The organism is Gluconobacter wancherniae NBRC 103581, assembly GCF_007988885.1.
GTDB lineage: Bacteria > Pseudomonadota > Alphaproteobacteria > Acetobacterales > Acetobacteraceae > Gluconobacter > Gluconobacter wancherniae.
The window spans coordinates 782,770-801,520 of sequence record NZ_BJUZ01000001.1 but is presented as its reverse complement, the minus strand read 5'-3'; the positions used below and the strand labels follow the sequence as shown (position 1 = coordinate 801,520).

Annotated in this window: 12 protein-coding genes; 5 read left to right on the top strand and 7 right to left on the bottom strand. The window is 54.5% G+C overall.

All coding sequences use genetic code 11. The features are described 5' to 3' along the window. Positions 1-23: 23 nt before the first annotated feature. The 3 genes from acs (at position 24) to GWA01_RS03625 (ending at position 3,553) form a co-directional block, all read left to right on the top strand. Positions 24-1,934 (top strand): acetate--CoA ligase, encoded by a 1,911-nt coding sequence (gene acs, locus GWA01_RS03635; protein ID WP_146794114.1) that lies wholly within the window; start codon positions 24-26, stop codon positions 1,932-1,934. Beyond that, on the top strand, positions 1,931-2,542 hold the full coding sequence (locus tag GWA01_RS03630) for a nucleoside 2-deoxyribosyltransferase (RefSeq protein ID WP_146794112.1): 612 nt from the start codon (positions 1,931-1,933) through the stop codon (positions 2,540-2,542). The genes acs and GWA01_RS03630 overlap by 4 nt, the downstream gene beginning before the upstream one ends. A gap of 102 nt (positions 2,543-2,644) precedes the next feature. Next, a complete protein-coding gene (locus GWA01_RS03625) occupies positions 2,645-3,553 on the top strand; it encodes a S1/P1 nuclease (RefSeq protein WP_146794110.1) in 909 nt (302 codons plus the stop codon). 33 nt (positions 3,554-3,586) lie between these two features. Here GWA01_RS03625 and GWA01_RS03620 read toward each other — a convergent pair whose 3' ends face one another. After that, entirely contained in the window at positions 3,587-4,510 is a 924-nt protein-coding gene (locus GWA01_RS03620) for a LysR family transcriptional regulator (RefSeq protein ID WP_146794108.1), read from the bottom strand. A gap of 108 nt (positions 4,511-4,618) precedes the next feature. Here GWA01_RS03620 and GWA01_RS03615 point away from each other — a divergent pair, with 108 nt between their 5' ends. Further along, complete coding sequence (locus GWA01_RS03615; RefSeq protein WP_146794106.1) at positions 4,619-5,320, top strand: pirin family protein; 702 nt, start codon at positions 4,619-4,621, stop codon at positions 5,318-5,320. 108 nt (positions 5,321-5,428) lie between these two features. Here the strand turns inward: GWA01_RS03615 and GWA01_RS03610 are convergent, their stop codons facing one another. From GWA01_RS03610 to GWA01_RS03600, 3 genes are all read right to left on the bottom strand, one after another. Further along, a complete protein-coding gene (locus GWA01_RS03610) occupies positions 5,429-5,611 on the bottom strand; it encodes a hypothetical protein (protein ID WP_146794104.1) in 183 nt (60 codons plus the stop codon). A gap of 143 nt (positions 5,612-5,754) precedes the next feature. Further along, positions 5,755-14,331 (bottom strand): GH36-type glycosyl hydrolase domain-containing protein, encoded by an 8,577-nt coding sequence (locus GWA01_RS03605; RefSeq protein ID WP_408876093.1) that lies wholly within the window; start codon positions 14,329-14,331, stop codon positions 5,755-5,757. 331 nt (positions 14,332-14,662) lie between these two features. Next, positions 14,663-15,046, bottom strand: a complete 384-nt coding sequence (locus GWA01_RS03600; RefSeq protein WP_146794100.1) for a hypothetical protein — start codon at positions 15,044-15,046, stop codon at positions 14,663-14,665. Positions 15,047-15,268: 222 nt separating this feature from the next. On the opposite strand from GWA01_RS03600, the gene GWA01_RS03595 reads away from it, so the two are divergent. Continuing rightward, positions 15,269-16,624, top strand: coding sequence for a voltage-gated chloride channel family protein (locus tag GWA01_RS03595; protein ID WP_146794098.1), 1,356 nt, complete (start codon positions 15,269-15,271; stop codon positions 16,622-16,624). On the opposite strand, the gene GWA01_RS03590 is transcribed toward GWA01_RS03595, so the two are convergent. From GWA01_RS03590 to GWA01_RS03580, 3 genes are read right to left on the bottom strand one after another with little or no spacing between them, the layout of a single operon-like run. Further along, positions 16,607-18,175 (bottom strand): PepSY-associated TM helix domain-containing protein, encoded by a 1,569-nt coding sequence (locus tag GWA01_RS03590; protein WP_146794096.1) that lies wholly within the window; start codon positions 18,173-18,175, stop codon positions 16,607-16,609. The two genes, GWA01_RS03595 and GWA01_RS03590, sit on opposite strands and share 18 nt — an antisense overlap. Further along, the gene (locus GWA01_RS03585; protein WP_146794094.1) at positions 18,172-18,477 is read right to left on the bottom strand and encodes a hypothetical protein; all 306 of its coding nucleotides are present in this window, start codon (positions 18,475-18,477) and stop codon (positions 18,172-18,174) included. Before GWA01_RS03585 ends, GWA01_RS03590 begins: the two co-directional genes overlap by 4 nt. Next, a complete protein-coding gene (locus GWA01_RS03580) occupies positions 18,474-18,746 on the bottom strand; it encodes a hypothetical protein (RefSeq protein WP_229315998.1) in 273 nt (90 codons plus the stop codon). Before GWA01_RS03580 ends, GWA01_RS03585 begins: the two co-directional genes overlap by 4 nt. Positions 18,747-18,751: the final 5 nt, after the last annotated feature.

Below are 18,751 nucleotides of genomic sequence, written 5' to 3'. Positions count from 1 at the left end.
AGTGTCTGCGAGCCGTATATTTGATGTCTGTTTCTTTTCGTTCCGAACGCCCTAACCGCCTCTCTCCTGAAGCGCATCGCAGTCTCACCGAAGCCGCACAGCGTGATCCGGAGAGATACTGGCTTGATGAGGCTGCACGCCTGTCATGGGTCAACGCACCCACGCGCGCCATCGACAGCGAGCACGGCTGGTTTGCTGACGGGACACTCAATGCCAGCGTAAACTGCCTCGATCGGCATCTTGAAACCCGCGGGGAGCAGGTGGCGCTTATCTGGCAGGCCGAAGACGCCAGCCATGTCGTGCACATGACATATCGCGATCTTCATGCGCAGGTCTGCCGGATGGCGAACGTTCTGAAGGCGCAGGGTGTAGGCCGCGGAGATCGCGTTGCCATTCATCTGCCGTCCGTCATCGAAGGCATCGTGAGCATGCTGGCTTGTGCCCGTCTGGGCGCCATCCATGTTGTGCTGTTCGGCGGGTTCTCGGCAGAAGCCATTGCAGACAGGCTTGCGGATAGTGGTGCGATTGTCGTCATCACCGCGAATGTCGGACGTCGCGGCCCCAAACGTATCCCGTTCAAGGCCACGATGGATGCAGCCCTCGCACTGCGTCCCGACTCTCTGAAGGTGACGCGCGTTTTTGTTGTAAGCGTTACGGACGATCAGGTTCCTATGCAGGAAGATCGCGACAGTTTTCTGTCAGGCCTGATGGACGCGAGTTCCACGGAATGCGCAGCCGAAACAATGGCGTCCAACGACCCACTATTTCTGCTCTACACATCCGGAAGCACTGGCAAACCCAAGGGCGTGGTCCACGGTACCGGCGGGTATCTGAGCTGGGCGTCCTACACCCATGAAATTGTTTTTGACCATCAGGAAAATGATGTTTTCTGGTGCACGGCCGACATTGGCTGGATTACAGGCCACAGCTATGTTGTTTATGGCCCCCTCTCAAACGGAGCCACAATCCTGCTGTTTGAGGGTATGCCCTCCTCCCCGGCACCTGGTCGCTGGTGGGAAGTGCTTCAAACCCACAAGGTCACGACGTTCTACACATCCCCCACTGCGATCCGCGCTCTGATGCGCGAGGGGGACGACATTCCCGCGCGCTATGATCTCTCCACGCTGCGAGTGCTTGGCACAGTCGGAGAGCCCATCAATCACGAAGCCTGGGCATGGTTTAATGATGTCATTGGTCAGAAACGCTGCGCGCTGGTAGATACATGGTGGCAGACCGAGAGCGGAGGAATCCTGATTTCCCCAGTGCCCGGTGCCGTATTGGAAAAACCCAGTTCGGCAACGCTCCCACTCCCCGGCATCCAGCCCGTGCTTCTGGATGAAAAGGGCGCGCCGCTCGAAGGCCCGGCAGAGGGCGTACTGTGCATTGATGGTGCATGGCCTGGCCGCGCACTCACGATCTGGAACGACGATGCACTGTTCCAAACAACATATCTGAAGCCCTATCCGGGACATTATTTCACGGGTGACGGTGCACGGCGCGACGAAGACGGCTATTATTGGATTACCGGACGCGTTGATGATGTAATCAATGTCTCGGGCCATCGCATTGGCTCCGCAGAAATCGAGGATGCCCTTTCATGCGAGCATGCTATTGCCGAGAGCGCTGCGATTGGCATTCCGCATGACCTCAAGGGTCAGGGTCTGGTCGTCTACGTCGTTGCAAACGAAACGGCTGACCCGGATGTACAGAAACTCGCTGTCAGCGTGATTGCTTCCAAGGTCGGGCGTTATGCTGTTCCCGAAAAAGTCTACGTCGTCCCGGATCTGCCCAAGACGCGCTCGGGTAAAACTGTCCGACGCCTGCTGCGCAAGATCGCCTGCGGTGAAACCAATGGATTTGGAGACCTTTCGACGCTGGCAGACCCTGAAATCGTGCCGGTACTGATCAAAATCGTTCAAGGACATGGAGTATGACCTCCACGCGCCCCGCGATCTATCTTGCAGGTGATCTCGTTTTTCGCCCAGACGCACTGGCGCTGTTCGAACGCCTGAAAAACATCTGTGCGGAATACGGACTAGATGGCGTTGCGCCTTTTGACGGGCAGAAAGAAGCCCATGCAATGGCGCCTGGACGCGAGACAATTCTGGCCATCGTAAAGGCTGACCGGGACCTGATGGATCGTTGTGACGCGGGGCTGTTCTGCATTGACCCATTCCGTCGCACGCCGGAGATGGACCCCGGAACGGCAGTCGAAATTGGATACATGCATGGGCTTCGCAAGCCGATGGAAGGCTACACCGTAGATGGCCGGGCATATGCGCAAAAGGTCGAGACCTACTGGCAGGATGCCTGGGGGACCACGCTCTCCAGACGGATCGGAGACGGAGCACCCGCATCGGGAAGCAATGAAGATCCCGATGGCATGCTCGTTCATTCGGATGGCCTTCTGCAGAACGGCATGGTGGAAGGTTTCATAGGCTTTTCAGGAGGAAGCATCGCGATCGACAAGGATTTCTTTGCTGCCTTCAGGCTAGCCGCCCAGCGGCTTTCTGAGCGTCTTCTGCCCAAAAGCCCGTTTTAAAGCCAGCGTTCGGGCCATCCATCCCGAAATCGAACCTCCCCTTGTGGTACCGTCAAAACAGTGAGACAAAAAACGCATCTCACGACATTGATGGATAAACCAATGCTCCCGCGTTCCAGAAGTTTTGTGGCTGCAGCCATAGCAGCCGCAGCCATCTCCGCCGCACCGGAGGCCCATGCGTGGGGACCGTACGGGCATGCAATCGTTGCGGATATCGCGCAGGAGCGCCTGACCCCACAGGCACAGAAAACTGCGACCGCGCTCCTTGCTCAGGAAGGACATCAAACCCTCGATCAGGTCGCGTCGTGGCCGGATACCATCGGCCATGTTCCAAAGAGCAAAGGCGGCCTGCCGGAGACCCTTGTCTGGCACTATGTCGATATCGATGTGTCCAGCCGCGGCTACGATCAGGAACGCGACTGCGCAGACCACAACTGCGTTGCTGAAAAAATTCCTGAACTTGAAAAAATTCTGGCAGACACCCATGCTCCAGCACAGCAGCGCCTTGATGCTCTGAAATGGGTCGTCCATCTGATCGGCGATGTTCACCAGCCTCTACATGCCGCCGAACGCGACCATGACAAGGGTGGAAATGCTGTGCGCCTTTCCTATTATGGTGAAACTCTCAACGGGCACATGAACCTTCATTCCCTATGGGATGAAGGTGTTATGGACCGTGAAGCAAACCTTCAGGTTGGGCCGCATTACAGCATCGATTTTGCCAAGGCTAAGTCTGAAGCCTCGGTTCTGGCGCAGCATATCACGCCTGACGAAGCAAAATACTGGACTGCAGGTTTTTCTGCGGACCACGTTCGCGACGCTACGATTGACTGGGTGGACGAAAGCCACGCATTCGCTCGCAGCATCTCATATGGCGCCCTGCCCCAAAACAAAAATGCCGAACTCGGGACAGAATATACGACGATTGCCTGGCCCATCATCCAACTCCGTCTGGAGCAGGCGGGCGTTCGCCTCGCTGCCGTGCTAAACACAGCACTCAGCGGCGGCTGATAAAAGATGCGGGAGGGCGCGCATTCCTCCCGCTTAAACCTCCTCTGTGCTTCTGGCCCACGATGCCGAAGCAAAACACTCAGAGAGGTAGTCAAGCAGAACCGTCACCCGCGCAGGGCGCAGCGGGCTTGGCGGCGTCACCAGATGAAGAGCAATCGGATTGACGGACCATTCTGGCAGAACCTGCTCGATTTTCCCCTGTTGCAACGCCTCCCAGATCATAAACTCGGGAAAAAGCCCGATACCTAGTCCCTGCATAAGTGCTGGCAGGAACGCTTCTGCGTTATTCGCGTACAGACGCCCTGCATGGGACACGACATATTCCCCGTTTTTCTCGTGCGCAAACCGGAGCGTGCCGGGCGAAGACGTATTTGTATATACAAACGTCCGATGTGCCTCGATGTCACGGGGGTGGGCGGGCCTTCCAGCAGTGTTCAGATATTCCCGGCTGGCGACCAGAAGAAGCCGAACTGTGCATATGCGCCTCGCTCTGAGGGAGGAATCAGTAAGGGAGGCAATCCGCAAGGCAACGTCAAATCCACCAGCGACGAGATCAACCTGCACGTCGCTGAAATCAACTGCGACATCCACCTCGGGATAGCGCGCCAGAAAATCAGGCAGGACGGGCGCAAGATGCCGCACCCCAAACGTCATGGGCGCTGCTACACGCACGAGCCCTCTCGGCTGGGCAGTATCATCTCGCGCCTCTGCTTCCGCGGCCTCACCTTCCGCAAGAATGCGATTTGCACGCCCCAGCAGCGCACGCCCTGCTTCTGTAAGGGCAAGTTGCCGTGATGTGCGGCTAAGGAGAGACACCCCGATCTGTAGCTCCAGACGTGTCACCGCCTTGGACACAGTCGGCTTGGAAAGATTGAGAACTTCCGCAGCCCGGGAGAAGGACCCAAGCTCCGCAACTTTTGCAAAAATCGCCCAGGCTTCAAAATCAGGAAGTCTCATTGATAAATTTCCAGAACCAATACGTTTCTTTTATTTCCATATATCGCATTTAACGGAGGGTCTATCTTCAATTTCAGAGACCAACCTTTTTAGATCTGGAGTTTTCCAATGATCGAACTGAGAAAATTTTCCGGCCTTGGCCACGCAAACCATGGCTGGCTCAATGCAACCCATCATTTCTCCTTTGGTGGATACCATGACCCTGACCGCATGGGCTGGGGCAACCTCAGAGTTTGGAATGATGACATCATCACGGCGAAGAACGGCTTTCCTGCCCATCCTCATCGTGACATGGAAATCATCACATACGTTCATGAAGGTGCCATCACCCATCAGGACAGCCTAGGCAATCATGGCCGCACGGAAGCAGGCGATGTGCAGGTGATGTCAGCAGGGACCGGTATCACGCACAGCGAATTCAATCTGGAAACCGAAACCACACGGCTCTTTCAGATCTGGATCCTGCCGGACCGCCGCGGACATGCGCCTTCCTGGGGAGCACGCCCCTTTCCGCGCGCAGAACGTGATGGCAAATTTGTGGTGCTGGCATCTGGTTACGACGAGGATAAAGATACTCTGCGCATTCATGCTGCCGCCCGGGTTCTCGGGACCACACTGACGAAAGGGCAGACTGCGGAGTATGTGCTTGGAAAAGAACGTTACGCTTATCTCGTCGCCTCGAAAGGGGAACTGGAAGTCAACGGAGTAAAAGCCAGCGCACGAGATGGAATTGCTATTCGCGATGAAGATATCGTCCGCGTGACAGCGCTGGAAGATGCTGAAATCGTTCTGGTTGACGGTGTGGCATAATTATTCGGCAAGTGTACCAGCCCGTACAGTTTCGTAAGAGCTGGTACACACGCATTGAATATTTTCAAAGACTACGACGCCCCGATTCTGGAGCGGGAGTTTTTATTATTATCTGCCGTAATTGCCGTCTGGAGTGCGTATTCCGCTGCCCATGCCTGCATATGGGCCAGAGGAACCACGTCCGTGTCCATGCCAATGATTGTTCCCGTGATCATAACGGTGGCCGCCGTCATAACAACCAGCCAGAGCAATCAGCGAAATACCGGCCAGAAAGCAGTGAAAGTATCTCATTTCAGGTCTCCATTGACGCTTGTGTCAGACGTCTGACTACGGGCGCAGTTTCATTTCAAAATGTTCCTTTCCCTCCCGCGATAACTTCGTAAATATTCACTTAGAGTGCCTGAACAGACACTCTGAATTTTGAGTGGTGCGTTTCAAACAGCAAGTATAACTTCAAGACGATGCTCAAGGCCGTCTTCAACAAGCTGGACAGTGTTGTTCGATGAAATTTCGTGTTCATCAAGACGCATGCTTTGGGTCCCCATCCCGACATTCGAAGAACGTTTGACGCTGATCAGATAATGGTTGGAACGCCAGCGCAGCCGCGCCTCAAAGCCTGGCCAGCCACCCGGAAGGCACGGAGCAACAATCAACTGGTCATTCTCAACGCGGATCCCAAGTATGGCCTCGGTGCCAACACGCTGCATCCAGCCTGCTGAACCGGTGTACCAGGACCATCCGCCGCGTCCGACATGGGGTTCTGTAGAGTAGACATCCGCGACCACAACATAAGGTTCCACCTTATAGCGCTGCGCCATGGTGCTTGTGGCTGCATGATTGATAGGATTGAGGATCGAGAACATCTGATGGGCCTCGTCTCCCTGACCCAGGAGAGCCGTGGCCATAACAGTCCACATTGCGGCATGCGTATATTGCCCCCCATTTTCGCGAATGCCCGGCGGGTATCCACGAATATAACCCGGATCCGGCTCTGACCTGTTGAACGGGGGCGTGAGGACGAGGATGACGCCATCTTCCGCACGCACAAGATAGTCTTTCACCGACTGCATGGCCTGCCTTGCTCTTGCAGGGTCCCCCGCTGCGGAAATGACACTCCAGGACTGTGCGATCGCATCGATGCGCGCTTCGGCATTTTCATGAGATCCCAGCGGACTGCCATCATCAAAATACGCACGCCTGTACCAAGCACCATCCCACGCATTTTCAAGTGCAACCACAAGAGCTGCCGCAGCTGCTTTCCATTCTCTGACGTGCTGCAAATCCTGCCGTGCTTCAGCAAGGGGAATGAAGGCCATCAATGCAGAATGTATGAACCAGCCGAGCCAAACACTCTCCCCTCGCCCGGCCTCACCAACACGGTTCATACCGTCATTCCAGTCACCCGTACCCATGAGCGGCAGCCCATGTGCTCCCAGCCTGAGGCAGTAATCCAGAGCAAGAGCACAGTGGTCGTATAGCGGGCTTTCATGATCGGAAATTTCCGGGAAGAAGAACCGTTCATGTTCACCTGCGGCGAGAACAGCGCCCTTCAGGAAACTTACAGGCTCATCCAGTACAGCCGCATCGCCAGTGGCTTTTACATAATGAGCCACTGTGTACGCCATCCAGGCGCAATCATCGGAAATCAGCGTACGAACACCGTTGCCCCGCTGCGGCAGCCACCAATGTTGGAAATCACCTTCCAAAAACTGCCTGGAAGCCGCACGAAGCAGGTGTTCACGCACGAGTTCAGGCGCTGACAATGTTAGGGACATTCCGTCCTGAAGCTGGTCTCGGAAGCCATATGCGCCACTGGCCTGATAAAATCCTGCTCGTGCCCAGATCCGGCTCGACAATGACTGGTAGAGCAGCCAGCCATTAAGCATGATATCCATGGAACGATCAGGCGTCCTCACCTGCACAGCCCCGGTGATACGATCCCAATGTTCGCTCACGCTTTTCAAAACAGCATCGAGATCTGCCGTACGATATCTGCCGATCAACGTACGAGCCTGTTCAGGGCTGTCCCCCTGTCCCAGCAGGAACACGAGTTCCACGGTTCCGTTCGGCGGGATCGTGACTGTAGTTTTCAGAGCACCACACGGGTCCATACCGGCACCAGTCAGACCCGGCAAAGCACCGCCCTGACTGAGCGCACTTGGCATGGAAAGATTACCGTGACGCCCGACAAAGCCGGTGCGGTCATCCATCCACGACGTCTGCTTCCCGCTGATGTCTGCGAAGGCAACCCGTGATCCGAAAGTCTGTGTCCACCTGTTTCGGGCAAACATGGCGTTTGTCTCGGCATCGATTTCCGTGGTCAGGAACGATGCCGTGGCCGTGCGGGACGGACCAAGCACCCACTCCACATATGCTGTGAATGAAAGCGTGCGCGGCCTGCTGGACCTGTTATGCAGAGTCAGGCGTGAGATTTTGACGGTATCATCTGTAGGAACATATTGAACAAGCGTGCTCTCGATCTCCGAGACAATTCTCTCAAAACTGCTGAATCCCCGTCCGTGACGGGCAATATAAATTCCCGCAGGATCATGACATACAGACGCTACTGGCGACCAGATTTCGCGTGTTTCGTCATCCTGAAGATAAAACGCCTCGCCAGTAGGGTTGGAGACAGGATCGTTAGACCACGGAGTGAGCTGGTTTTCCCGGCTGTTCTCTGACCATGTGTACCCTGCTCCATCGCTCGAAGCCTGAAACCCGAAGACGGGATTTGCGACCACATTGATCCAAGGAAGTGGCGTCAGACGTCCATTTTCATGGACAACTACATATTCCTTCCCATCATTCGCAAATCCGCCATAGCCGTTCCAGAATTCAAGTGCGGGAACTGTAGGTCGCACATTTCCTTTTGCGAGACTGTAAGGATCGCGGACTGTATGGGCGGGGGAACGAGCAAGAAGTTTGCCTTCTGCACGGTTCAGTTGATCCACAAGACGACCACCCTTCCCCGTCAAGACGACGCGGGCAATCGAAAAGAGCAGTTCTCGAACCGGGTCTGACATCAGCCCGGCACGAAGAAGATGAACCGCACCACGCCCGTCATTCCCAGCGCTGGAGGATGAGCGGACGATGGCCTCAAGCGAGTGCTGAAGCTCCTGCACGTAAGAGGTCGCGTGTTCGTTAATAATGATAAGATCGACGGGTAACAGTTTGAGGCGGAAATATTCGTGTGCCCTCAGAACCAGTCTGGCCAGTTCGAAGTCCTCAGTCTCGCCGATCACCAGGAGCAGAACAGGCAGATCACCCGAAATACCCTGCCCCCAGAGTTCCTGCTGTGCAGCTATGCCACGCTGGATCCTGTCTGGAGCCGCGCGAAGGGTCGGGCTTGCATAAAGGAGATATGCGGCCAGACGCTGGAACAGATCTGCATCTGTCGGGCGGATATTGAGGTGTCTGAGCTGAACCTGAGCCTGCGTCCACGCCAGAGTGACTGCACGATCCAAAGCGGCTGCGTCTCTGTGACGTTCAATCGCGTCCATCAGGGCTTCGCGTGTAGACGCAACCATGGTCCAGAACGAGACGCGCTCGGTTGAACCCGGATTTACGACAAGGCGGCACCGTGCCGAAAAAACGGGATCCAGCACTGTCCCGGTTGATGAAGTAAGAGGTGTCGTTCTGCGTATGGCATCGGCATTGCGCACATCACCACCACGCCCAAGGAAATGGGCGCGATTGGTCTCGATCTCAAGAGTACCCGGCGTGACAACCAGATGTGCAGCCCAGATCTCGGCATCTGTCGGATTACGGCGGCGACGCGTTGCAATGATCGCCTGTAGTTCAGGCACATATTCCGTTTGAACAAAAAGCTTCGAGAATGCGGGGTGCGCAAGATCGGCGGTCTGTGGGAACAGAGCCAGTTCCGCATAGGATGTTACGTCGATTTCCGTAGTCTGGCTTCCCGTATTGCTGACGGCAAGCTGCCGAAGCTCCGCATCATCCTCGGCAGAGACCAGCACCACCATACTCGTGACGATCTTGCCGTCGCGCCTTGAAAACTCGGCGCGATCTTCCTTGAAGATAACGTCATAGCTCTCAGCCTCCTCACCGCAAGGCTGTTGTCCTGCGGACCAGATGCGGCCGGTTTTTACGTCCTTCAGATAGAGATACGAGCCCCAGTTATCGAGAGTGGTATCCTCCCTCCAGCGTGTGACGGCCTGATCATTCCACCGGCTATAACCCGATCCGGCTGAAGTCAGCATCACCGTATAGCGACCATTAGAGAGCAGATGCGTAACGGGAGACGGATCGTGAGCTACGCGCACATGCCGCCCTCCCGGCAGGAATTGTACAGGTGCCACGGTACGTTTCTTTTCTTCGCCGGGAAGCGGTTGGGCTACGGCGCCTGCGGTTGGCGCGCGTTCCTGAAGCAGAAGTTCGGCAGCACCGATTATTGGTTCAGCATGGAAGCGCGCGCGCATGATCCCATCCATGACCGTATCGGCGATTGCCAGAATGGACATGCCCTGATGATGCGCCATATGAGCCCGGATAACCGCAACAGCCTGATGCTCTGGCAGGCGCTCTGGCGTGTAATCCAGCGCTTCATAGAAGCCATAACGTCCCTGCCCGCCCTCAAGCGAGAGTTGCCGCAGATTGGCCACGGCCATTTGCGGGTCAATCATGGCAGCAAGCATTGTCGCATAAGGCGCGACAACCACCTCATGACCTAGTCCACGCTTCAAACCAAGGCCTGGAACCCCAAAATTGGAATACTGGTAACTATACTCCATATCTCGGGCATTATACGCCGACTCAGAGACACCCCATGGTGTACCCCTGCCTACTCCGAACTCAATCTGGCGCTGCACGATCAGGCGGCCTGTCTCTTCGAGAAGGCTCCCGAATGGTGCACGCATGACCAGTGATGGCATCAGGTATTCGAACATAGAGCCGGACCATGAAACCAGCGCTTCACCATTACTGACAGAAGTAATGGGCCGACCAAGCCTGAACCACTCGCGTGCGGGAATGTCCCCTTTTGCAATTGCAAAAAACACGGCGAGGCGCGCCTCTGACGCCAGAAGATCGTAGCAGTTGTCGTCTAGCGTGCCTTCGTCAACCACGAAGCCGATGGACAGAAGTTTTCGCTCAGAGTTACGGAGGAATCCAAATTCCATGGCCATGGCCATGCTGCGTGATGTTTTTTCCAGATCAGAAAGACGTGAATCAATAGCCGCGCTGGCTCTGGGCGCCAGATCGCGCTCATGGCTCTCACCACTGTGAATAGCTGCGTTGACCCAGAACAGAAGATCCGAAAGAACGCCTTCCTGAGAAGCTGGAATTTCAGAAGGTAGCGTCAACGTGACGGAAAGAGCCTCAAGATGCTGGCGCAAAACGCCCAACCTGCTCCTAAGCTCTGCCTGCGAAAAATCAGTGTTACGCGTGTTGTCCAGCAGCATTCTGAAAGATTCAGACAATGCCCTTGCATTGAACTTTTCGGGCAACTGCAACCGACCCAGAATCTGGACTTCTTCCAGCGCCAGGTTGAGGCAGTCCTCGACGCCGTCTCGCCATCCCTGAGCATCGCGGGCTTTGGTGCGCCAGTACTGGCATGCACTTGCAAGCGCAATCAGGTGGCCAGCAAGATTGCCACTATCCACAGTTGAAACATAAACAGGATGCAGAGAGCTAAGATCTGCTGTGCTGTACCAGTTATGGAAATGCCCGCGATATTTCGGAAGTGCCTCCATTGTTTTCATAGTGGCTTCGATTTTCGTTACGGCATCCTGAAGACCGATCCACCCAAAATCATAAGCAGAAACCACAGACAACAGATAAAGCCCCATATTCGTAGGAGATGTTCTGCGTGCGACCAGTGGCTTAGGGTCTTCCTGAAAGTTGTCGGGAGGAAGATCGTGTTCTTCTGCGGTTACGAATGTCTCGAAATAACGCCATGTCCGCCGTGCTTCCATGCGAAGCACACGCACATCATCTTTTGTTGCTTCAAATCGACGCGACGTTACTGAATACTGACTGGCCCTCCAAGCAACGAGTCCTGCCGCGATCCACATCGCAGCAAAAGGAAGAACAACCATCCAGACGTGATAAGGCGCTAAAAAAAGCCAGAGCAGAGCAACCGCGCCAATGACGGTCGTGCCAACCATCTGCCTGTAATAACCCTCAATCTCGGGACGTGATGCCTCGCTGGCCTGTGCCGCTGTTGTCCATTGCAGGAGATTGCGGCGTGTGATGAACACACGACCCAGCGTCCGGATAATTGCATCTCCCATCAGGCAGGCCTGATCTGCGAGGAACACCAGGCAGAGAAGCGTCGTAACGACGGTTCTCCTCAGATCATCAAGCAGAATTGCCGCGTAGCTGTGAAAATTCACCCATTGGCGCCGCGGAATAATGTCTCCCAGCAGCGGCAATAATGAAGGCAACGCGATAGTGCTGACGATGAACAGGCTCCAGACAGTGGCATCGTGGAAATTCAGGAACCATCCTGCGAAGAGCGCCAGTACGGCCATTGGCGCGGACAAACTGCGGCGCAAATTGTCCATCATTTTCCAGCGCGCAATGCCGGTCATCGGACTGCCAGACATCGCAACGCCACGAATGCGGCAGACCCATGGAAAAATCCAGGGCAACAACTGCCAGTCACCACGGACCCAGCGATGCTGGCGCGAAGCTGCTACCAGATAATCTGTTGGAAATTCTTCAATGACTTCGATGTCCGTCACCAGACCTGCGCGAGCGAAAACACCTTCGAAAAGATCATGACTGAGCAGCGTTGATTCCGGCACTCGTCCAGCCAGCGCGGCTTCAAACGCATCGATTTCATAAATACCCTTCCCCGCGAAGGAGCCTTCCGCAAACATATCCTGATACAGATCAGACACAGCTGCAGTGTAGGGATCGATCCCATTCGGGCTGGAGAATACTCTCTGGAAAATGGTACTCCGGCGCCCGGCAGGGAGCGAAGGCGTAACTCGGGGTTGCAAAATGGCATACCCCCCCACTACCCGACCAACTGCGGGATCAAATTTTGGCTGGTTCAGAGGATGCGCCAACTTTCCGACAAGGCGCCTTACGGCTTCATGGGGAAGGCGTGTGTCTGAATCCAGTGTGACAACATACCGCACATTCATAGGCAGATGTTGGCCTTGCAGAGCGATGAAGCTTGTGTCTGTCGCACCTCTCAGAATGCGGTTAAGCTCATGCAGTTTGCCGCGTTTGCGCTCCCAGCCGATCCATTTCCCCTCGCTTTCGTTCCACATCCGCCGACGGTGAAAGAGTGTGAAACGGTTACCACCAGCAGCAGGGCCGTGTGTACGGTTCAGCCGCGCGATGCCTTCCAGAGCCACATCAAGAAGCTCTGCGTCTCCGTCTCGGGATTCCGCAGCAGCGTCCGTCCAGTCCGTAAGGAGAGCGAAATAAACATCCCCGTCACGGCTGGCGAGATAATGCATTTCAAGGCGCGAAACGAGCTCTTCGATACTTGCGGGAGATGTCAGCAGCGTTGGGATGACGACAAGCGTCCGGAGTTCTTCAGGGATGCCCGTTTTGAGCTCTATGGCGGGCAAAGCCGAGACATTCACCGCCCACATTGCAAACCTGTTGACGCACGCAACAGCAGCATCCGTCGCGGGAATAAACCCCAATAGGGCAAGACCTATAATGGCGCGGCCGCTTAGGCTATCACTCGTCGTTGACAGGAAAAAAGCCAGCATTGCGAGGGCAAGCACTGTTACGGTTGTGCTGTAGCCGGTAATTCCTGCTCTGCGGCAAAAGCGGCCTATAGATGCGCGGGCCGAAGGCGCGTATCCGAGCTCCTTTTCAAGAAGAGAGCGCCCTTCTCCCACCAGATAATAGCCAGGATCCGCACGTCGGATATCCTTCTCGTCCAACGAAAGCGCCGACGATGCCATCTCCATTGCTTTTTGGACTATGGAAATTTCCGTCTGGTTTGAGCCGCGCGCGAGATTTTCTACTGAAGATGCGTAAAGATTTCGGGTAATAAAATCCATTGACGAAAAAGGTTTGTATTCGAAAAGTATGCGACTTACAGGGCTGATGCGCTCGACCAGCTCACTCCAATCGAGTGCTGCAGCGAGCCGCAGACTGGTAACGATATTGCGGATTGTTGCATTCAATGTGCCCTGTTCATGCAGTTCGTCCTGAACGACATCATCCATCTGGCGACCACGCTCACGAAGCAATGTCTCCAGCCAGAGAAAGGCCGGGTCTTTCTGTGGGTCCTGTCCACGCAAGCGGTGTGCAAACTGCACCACGAAAGCCTTGCTCAGGGTTGCCACATTGATCTGCGCAAGCAACTTCATGCTGCTGGAGCCTGAATTGCTCCCCAGCGCCAGAAGCCTGTCCGCTAATTTGTCTGCTGCCTGCCGGTCTTCCTGATCGCGAACGATACTTTCGGCAACCCGCCTCAGATTTTCGATCAGCACAATTCGGAGCGTAATCGGTACAGCCCAGACTTCCCTGATCATCAAGGGCTGCTCCTGCTGGTACGCCAACAGAAACCGACGCAGACTTTCAGATTCGAAATGGCTGTCTGTGTGGGAGACAAAAGCCCAGGCAATATCAAAAACCCTAGGCAGCCTTGCAAACATTCCTTCTGAAAGCTTTGGTAGTTCGCGGTAATAGCCTGCCGGAAGATCGACCCCTATTTCCTGTATCTGCATGTCTACAAGATAATAATTGTCGATCAGCCATTCTGCAGCCGGCGTCAGTTGCACACCCGTCTCGGCATCCTGGGCGAGCACAATATTGGCGTTTCGCAGGAATTCCGCATTACGTTTCAGGCGCGTGGCGAGCGGGTTTCCAGGGTAGCCCTTCTCCGACACCCGATGAGCGCGCGCCAGACTACGGGCATGTTGTTCCAGACGCTCAGGGCCGAAGAGTTCGGATCGGACTGGAACCGTATTGTTCCAGCACCCCAGTTCCGTCGTCCCCTTGCGCAGAAGGCGATCAAGCCAAGTATTGCGCGGTTCGGTTTTTTCCGAGACAGGGGCACGACTTTCCATAGACATCTCACAAATGCCTTCCATTTTGGGGTGAACCGAAAAATACGTCCTAAAAAGAGAGCAGACGAAAGTTACCGATCCCGCCACCGGAACACGGAGAAACCTTTATTGCGTCTTTTTATTTCATTTTTACGGAAAACAACTTGAATTCTTCAGCCGCTATTCTGGCTTGGATCTAAACACCCGGAGCCTGCTTTCCATATCGATAGTTGGCAGGTTCCGTACGTTCCTGAACGGATTACAGGGTGGAAAGTTTCACGTAATATGCAGAACATCTTTAATTAAGTGTACGTGAATATCGTTTTTTCTTCATGACCACGAAAAAGGTTGGCCGCTTTTATTTGCCTGAACTGTATTCATCGCTTTCAGAAGTGCGTGAAAGGCCCAGCCATCGGGGATGGCGTCGCTCAACCCACGCAAGCATCCGGTCTGTCAGTCTTCGGAAAAGCGCAATATCATCAGAGAGTAGAAGCATGCCTACGGGTAGCATCCAGATCCCGAAAACGGGTAGGAAAGAGAGCACGCTTCCGATGAGCATGAGCAAACCGCAAGGAATACGGACCCATTTCTGCTCTGGCCTTCGCAACCACCGAATTACATTCTGAAGACGTTGCGGTAACATTTTGACGAGGAGTTCAATCCGCCTTTCATAGTCAGCACGCTGCGTGTCGTCTGGCGGTAATTCGCTACTGGAACTGCTGCCTAACTGGATGTCATTCATCGGATTTTATCCTGTCTTATATCTTCTCTCATCGCATACCTCTTTTAAATGCATAAATATGAGGGCGGTTTTCTTGACAGGCAGAGGAGTTTCAGGCTTCTGAAGCTTTAGGCAATGGACTCTGCCTGACCATTCTGGTCGAACCGCACCCTTCGGGCTGCTGATGACTCCTACCCAACCCGCCTCGCTTTATGGGCGTTTAAAGGGAGGAGTGCGTTCGCCATGATCAATTCCACTTTCCGCATTTATGGTACTCAAACCGCTCTTGCCGTTGCAAAATGGACCGCAATTCTTGTCCCGACAGCTATGTGTATCGGGACTCTCTGTGCACTGTTTCTATGGCTTCTGGATACCGTAACAAACATTCGTACAGCTTCTCCGTGGTTGCTTTTCCTGCTGCCATTTGCCGGTGTCGCTGTGGGACTAGTCTATTTCTGGCTTGGTAAAAGTGCGGAAGGCGGCAACAATCTCATCATTGATGAAATTCATGAGCCAGGCGGCGGTATCCCCTTACGGATGGCCCCCCTTGTTCTGATATCGACTGTGATCAGCCATCTTTTTGGCGCTTCTGTGGGCCGTGAAGGCACCGCCATCCAGATAGGAGGTAGTATTGCAAGCGGGATCGGACGGCTCGTCCATCTTGATGCCAGATCAACGCGCATACTCCTCATGTCGGGCATCTCGGCCGGGTTTGGCGCAGTATTCGGCACACCATTGGCAGGCGCGATCTTTGGTCTAGAGGTCGTTACGATCGGCCGACTGGATTATGCAGCACTTCTTCCGGTCGCTTTCGCTTCTATTCTCGCAGATTGGACATGCCATCACTGGGGTGTCCATCACGTTATCTACCACATTGATTATACGGGCCTCTCAGTAGATCATGGAGTTCATTTCCATGTCAGTCTTATCCTGTTGGCGAAAGTCGCAGTCGGGAGCGTCCTTTTAGGTCTTTGCAGCCGGATATTTGCAGAAAGCGTACATGCGCTATCAACAGTATTTAAGCAAATATGCCCCTATGGCTGGCTAAGACCTGCGCTAGGTGGCGTGCTGACGATAGCGCTTGTCTGGATCGCAGGCACAAACGCGTATCTCGGCCTTGGCGTCACTGCCCCAGATGCGAACACACCATCAATCATCAGCTTCCTCGGTACCAATCATTTTGGATGGAGTTGGTTATGGAAGATGATTTTCACGGTCGCCGTTCTTGGATCGGGCTACAAAGGTGGCGAAGTCACACCACTTTTCTTTATTGGAGCAGGACTGGGAAATGCACTTGCACCGTTTCTGGGTGTGCCTGTGGATCTTCTGTCGGCGGTCGGGTTTGTTGCAGTATTTGCTGGCGCGGCCAATACACCTTTGGCCTGTACTCTCATGGCGATCGAATTATTCGGTAGCGTAAACGCGGTATATTTCGCGGTAGGGTGTTTTGTTGCTTATCTGTGTTCCGGTCACACAGGAATTTACCTAGCCCAGAGGATTGGCGTGCCCAAAACGCGCCAACCTGATCTGGCTCAGGGTATCGCACTGCGCGATACCCGCACTCTGAACAAGAGTTCGTTTTTAACGTGGCGACGCTGACAGGTCAGACTGCACGCAACGTCTCTTCTGTGTTCGCAAGTGTATTTTCATGGCTGTCAGGATCAAACCTGCACCAAGAAAAAACGCAGTACCATCAAGCGATAATGCGCCGGACCGCAGGAAAACGGCCGGACGGGCGAGGATGTCAACTACTGGAACCGCAATCGTAAACACTCCCGCGATTGCGAGCAGAAGCTGCTTGTGAGACTGCACCCCGACCACGAATGCCAAAAAAATCATGAACAGAAATACAGCATAGTAGACGGACTCAATAGCCGCGTAACTGCCGCCACCCGGAAGAAACGAGTTAGCAGCAAAACTGGCCGAAATGCCTGCCACGCACCCGAGCGTACAACCGATTGTAAGGGATGCAAGTATGGTGGTGGCACGTGTATCGTGCAGTAGGCCCGTTTTGCGCTCTCTCCTGCGCCGGGATTCAACCCAAAGCAAATTGCCAGTGTAAAACAGGAATGCTCCGGCAAGGCCCAGTATAAAATAAAGCCAGCGAACAGGGGTGCCCCCAAAACTTCCGAAATGCAGCGAGAAAAACCAGGTTGTAACCGCAAATGCAGGCGTTTGATGTCCAGGCAGATAGTCGGTCGAAACAATCTTACCAGTATAAGGATCGACACCAGCAAATCCGCTATCGGGACCCCGAAGAGCATATCTGGGATCATGGCCCGCAACGCGCAATGCGAGTTTTCCACCTCTCCCTTGTGCATAATTCAGCGTATCTGGCTCAAATTCAGGGACCTGCACCTTTAGGGACTGAAGAATAGCCTCAGGCGTCAGAAGAACAGTGTGTGATTGCTGCGTGCCACCATGACGTACCTGTGGAGGGTGTAGTGCGGAGGACTTTCCGAGCATCCAGTGCTCAACAGCAAAAATGGGCTCGTGAAACGCAAAGACTACCGAGGATATCGCCATGACGATGTGAAACGGCAATGAAAAGAAGCCGAGAACATTATGCACATCCAGCCAGAGCCTCTTTACGTTATGGCTTATACGCAGGGCGAAGAGGTCTTTCGCAAGACTGGGAAGGAGGATGAGTGTTCCTGAAATCAGCGCAAGCCCATAGAGAAGCGCAATAATTCCCATAATTGGCCGGGAAATGGCACGCGGAAATGGCAGGCCGACTCTTTGATGTAAGACATTGATGAAGTTCGCTATTTCCGGAGGATCCTGATGAACGATCTCAAGATTTCCATCTGCGTCCATCCCGGCATAGACCTTGTGTCGCGACACGCGCTCCTGGCCAGAAAGAGCCGCCCACATAACGCGTGCGGGTTGCTCGGGCGTAGGGTGGACGATCACGGAATAGGACTTCATCGCCTGTGGCTGGGCTGCAAAAATTTTTGCCAGAAGCTCAGGTGTTTTTTCCAGCGCCACGGAGGAAACAGGCACAGGCCTTGTTGCCCAGTTTTGCAGCGGGCTTTCGAACATCGTGATGGCACCTGCGTAAAATGCCACGAAAAGCGCCAGTCCGGCAGTAATACCGACCCAGCTATGGATATCCTTGTACATTCGAAGAATGTCGGCGCGTATCTTCATGAAAATGTCGCCCGCATCGTAAAAAATACGCCCCAGAGAACGATGTTGAGTGCACCCAGAACCGCCCATGCCCTCAGCCCTGACCGAAACATGAAACATGCTCCGAGAATGGCTATCCAGAGTGTGGGAATGAGCCACATCAGCAGTTGCCCGGAGGCAGACATGGGCATCGCATCCGAATGAATGAGAAGGCCAATAATCCCGGCTATCGCAAAGGTGAGCCCTAGTCCGAAGACGCTTCCTGCCGAAGCCTTGGAGAACCAGTTGCGACTGCTTAGCGGCTTTGCAGAAGAAACACTCATGGATGCGTCCTCTGGTAGCGTATGAGGGCCACAAATATGGGCGCGATAGACCACAAAGCCATCAGAAGAGTCAGAACCGCAAAGAAAGCTGTCCCTGCCCCAACAATCCGCACCAGCAGCAATCCTGCCCCGATAAGGGACAGGATGCTGAGAGCCCGGAGAGGGCGCCGGGGCACCGCTACGGCAAGCAGCTTCTGGTGCGGAGACGCCAGATAGAACATCACCGCCCCGACGCTGGCAAAAACAATGCCAAGAATGACTGTCAGCATAGTGG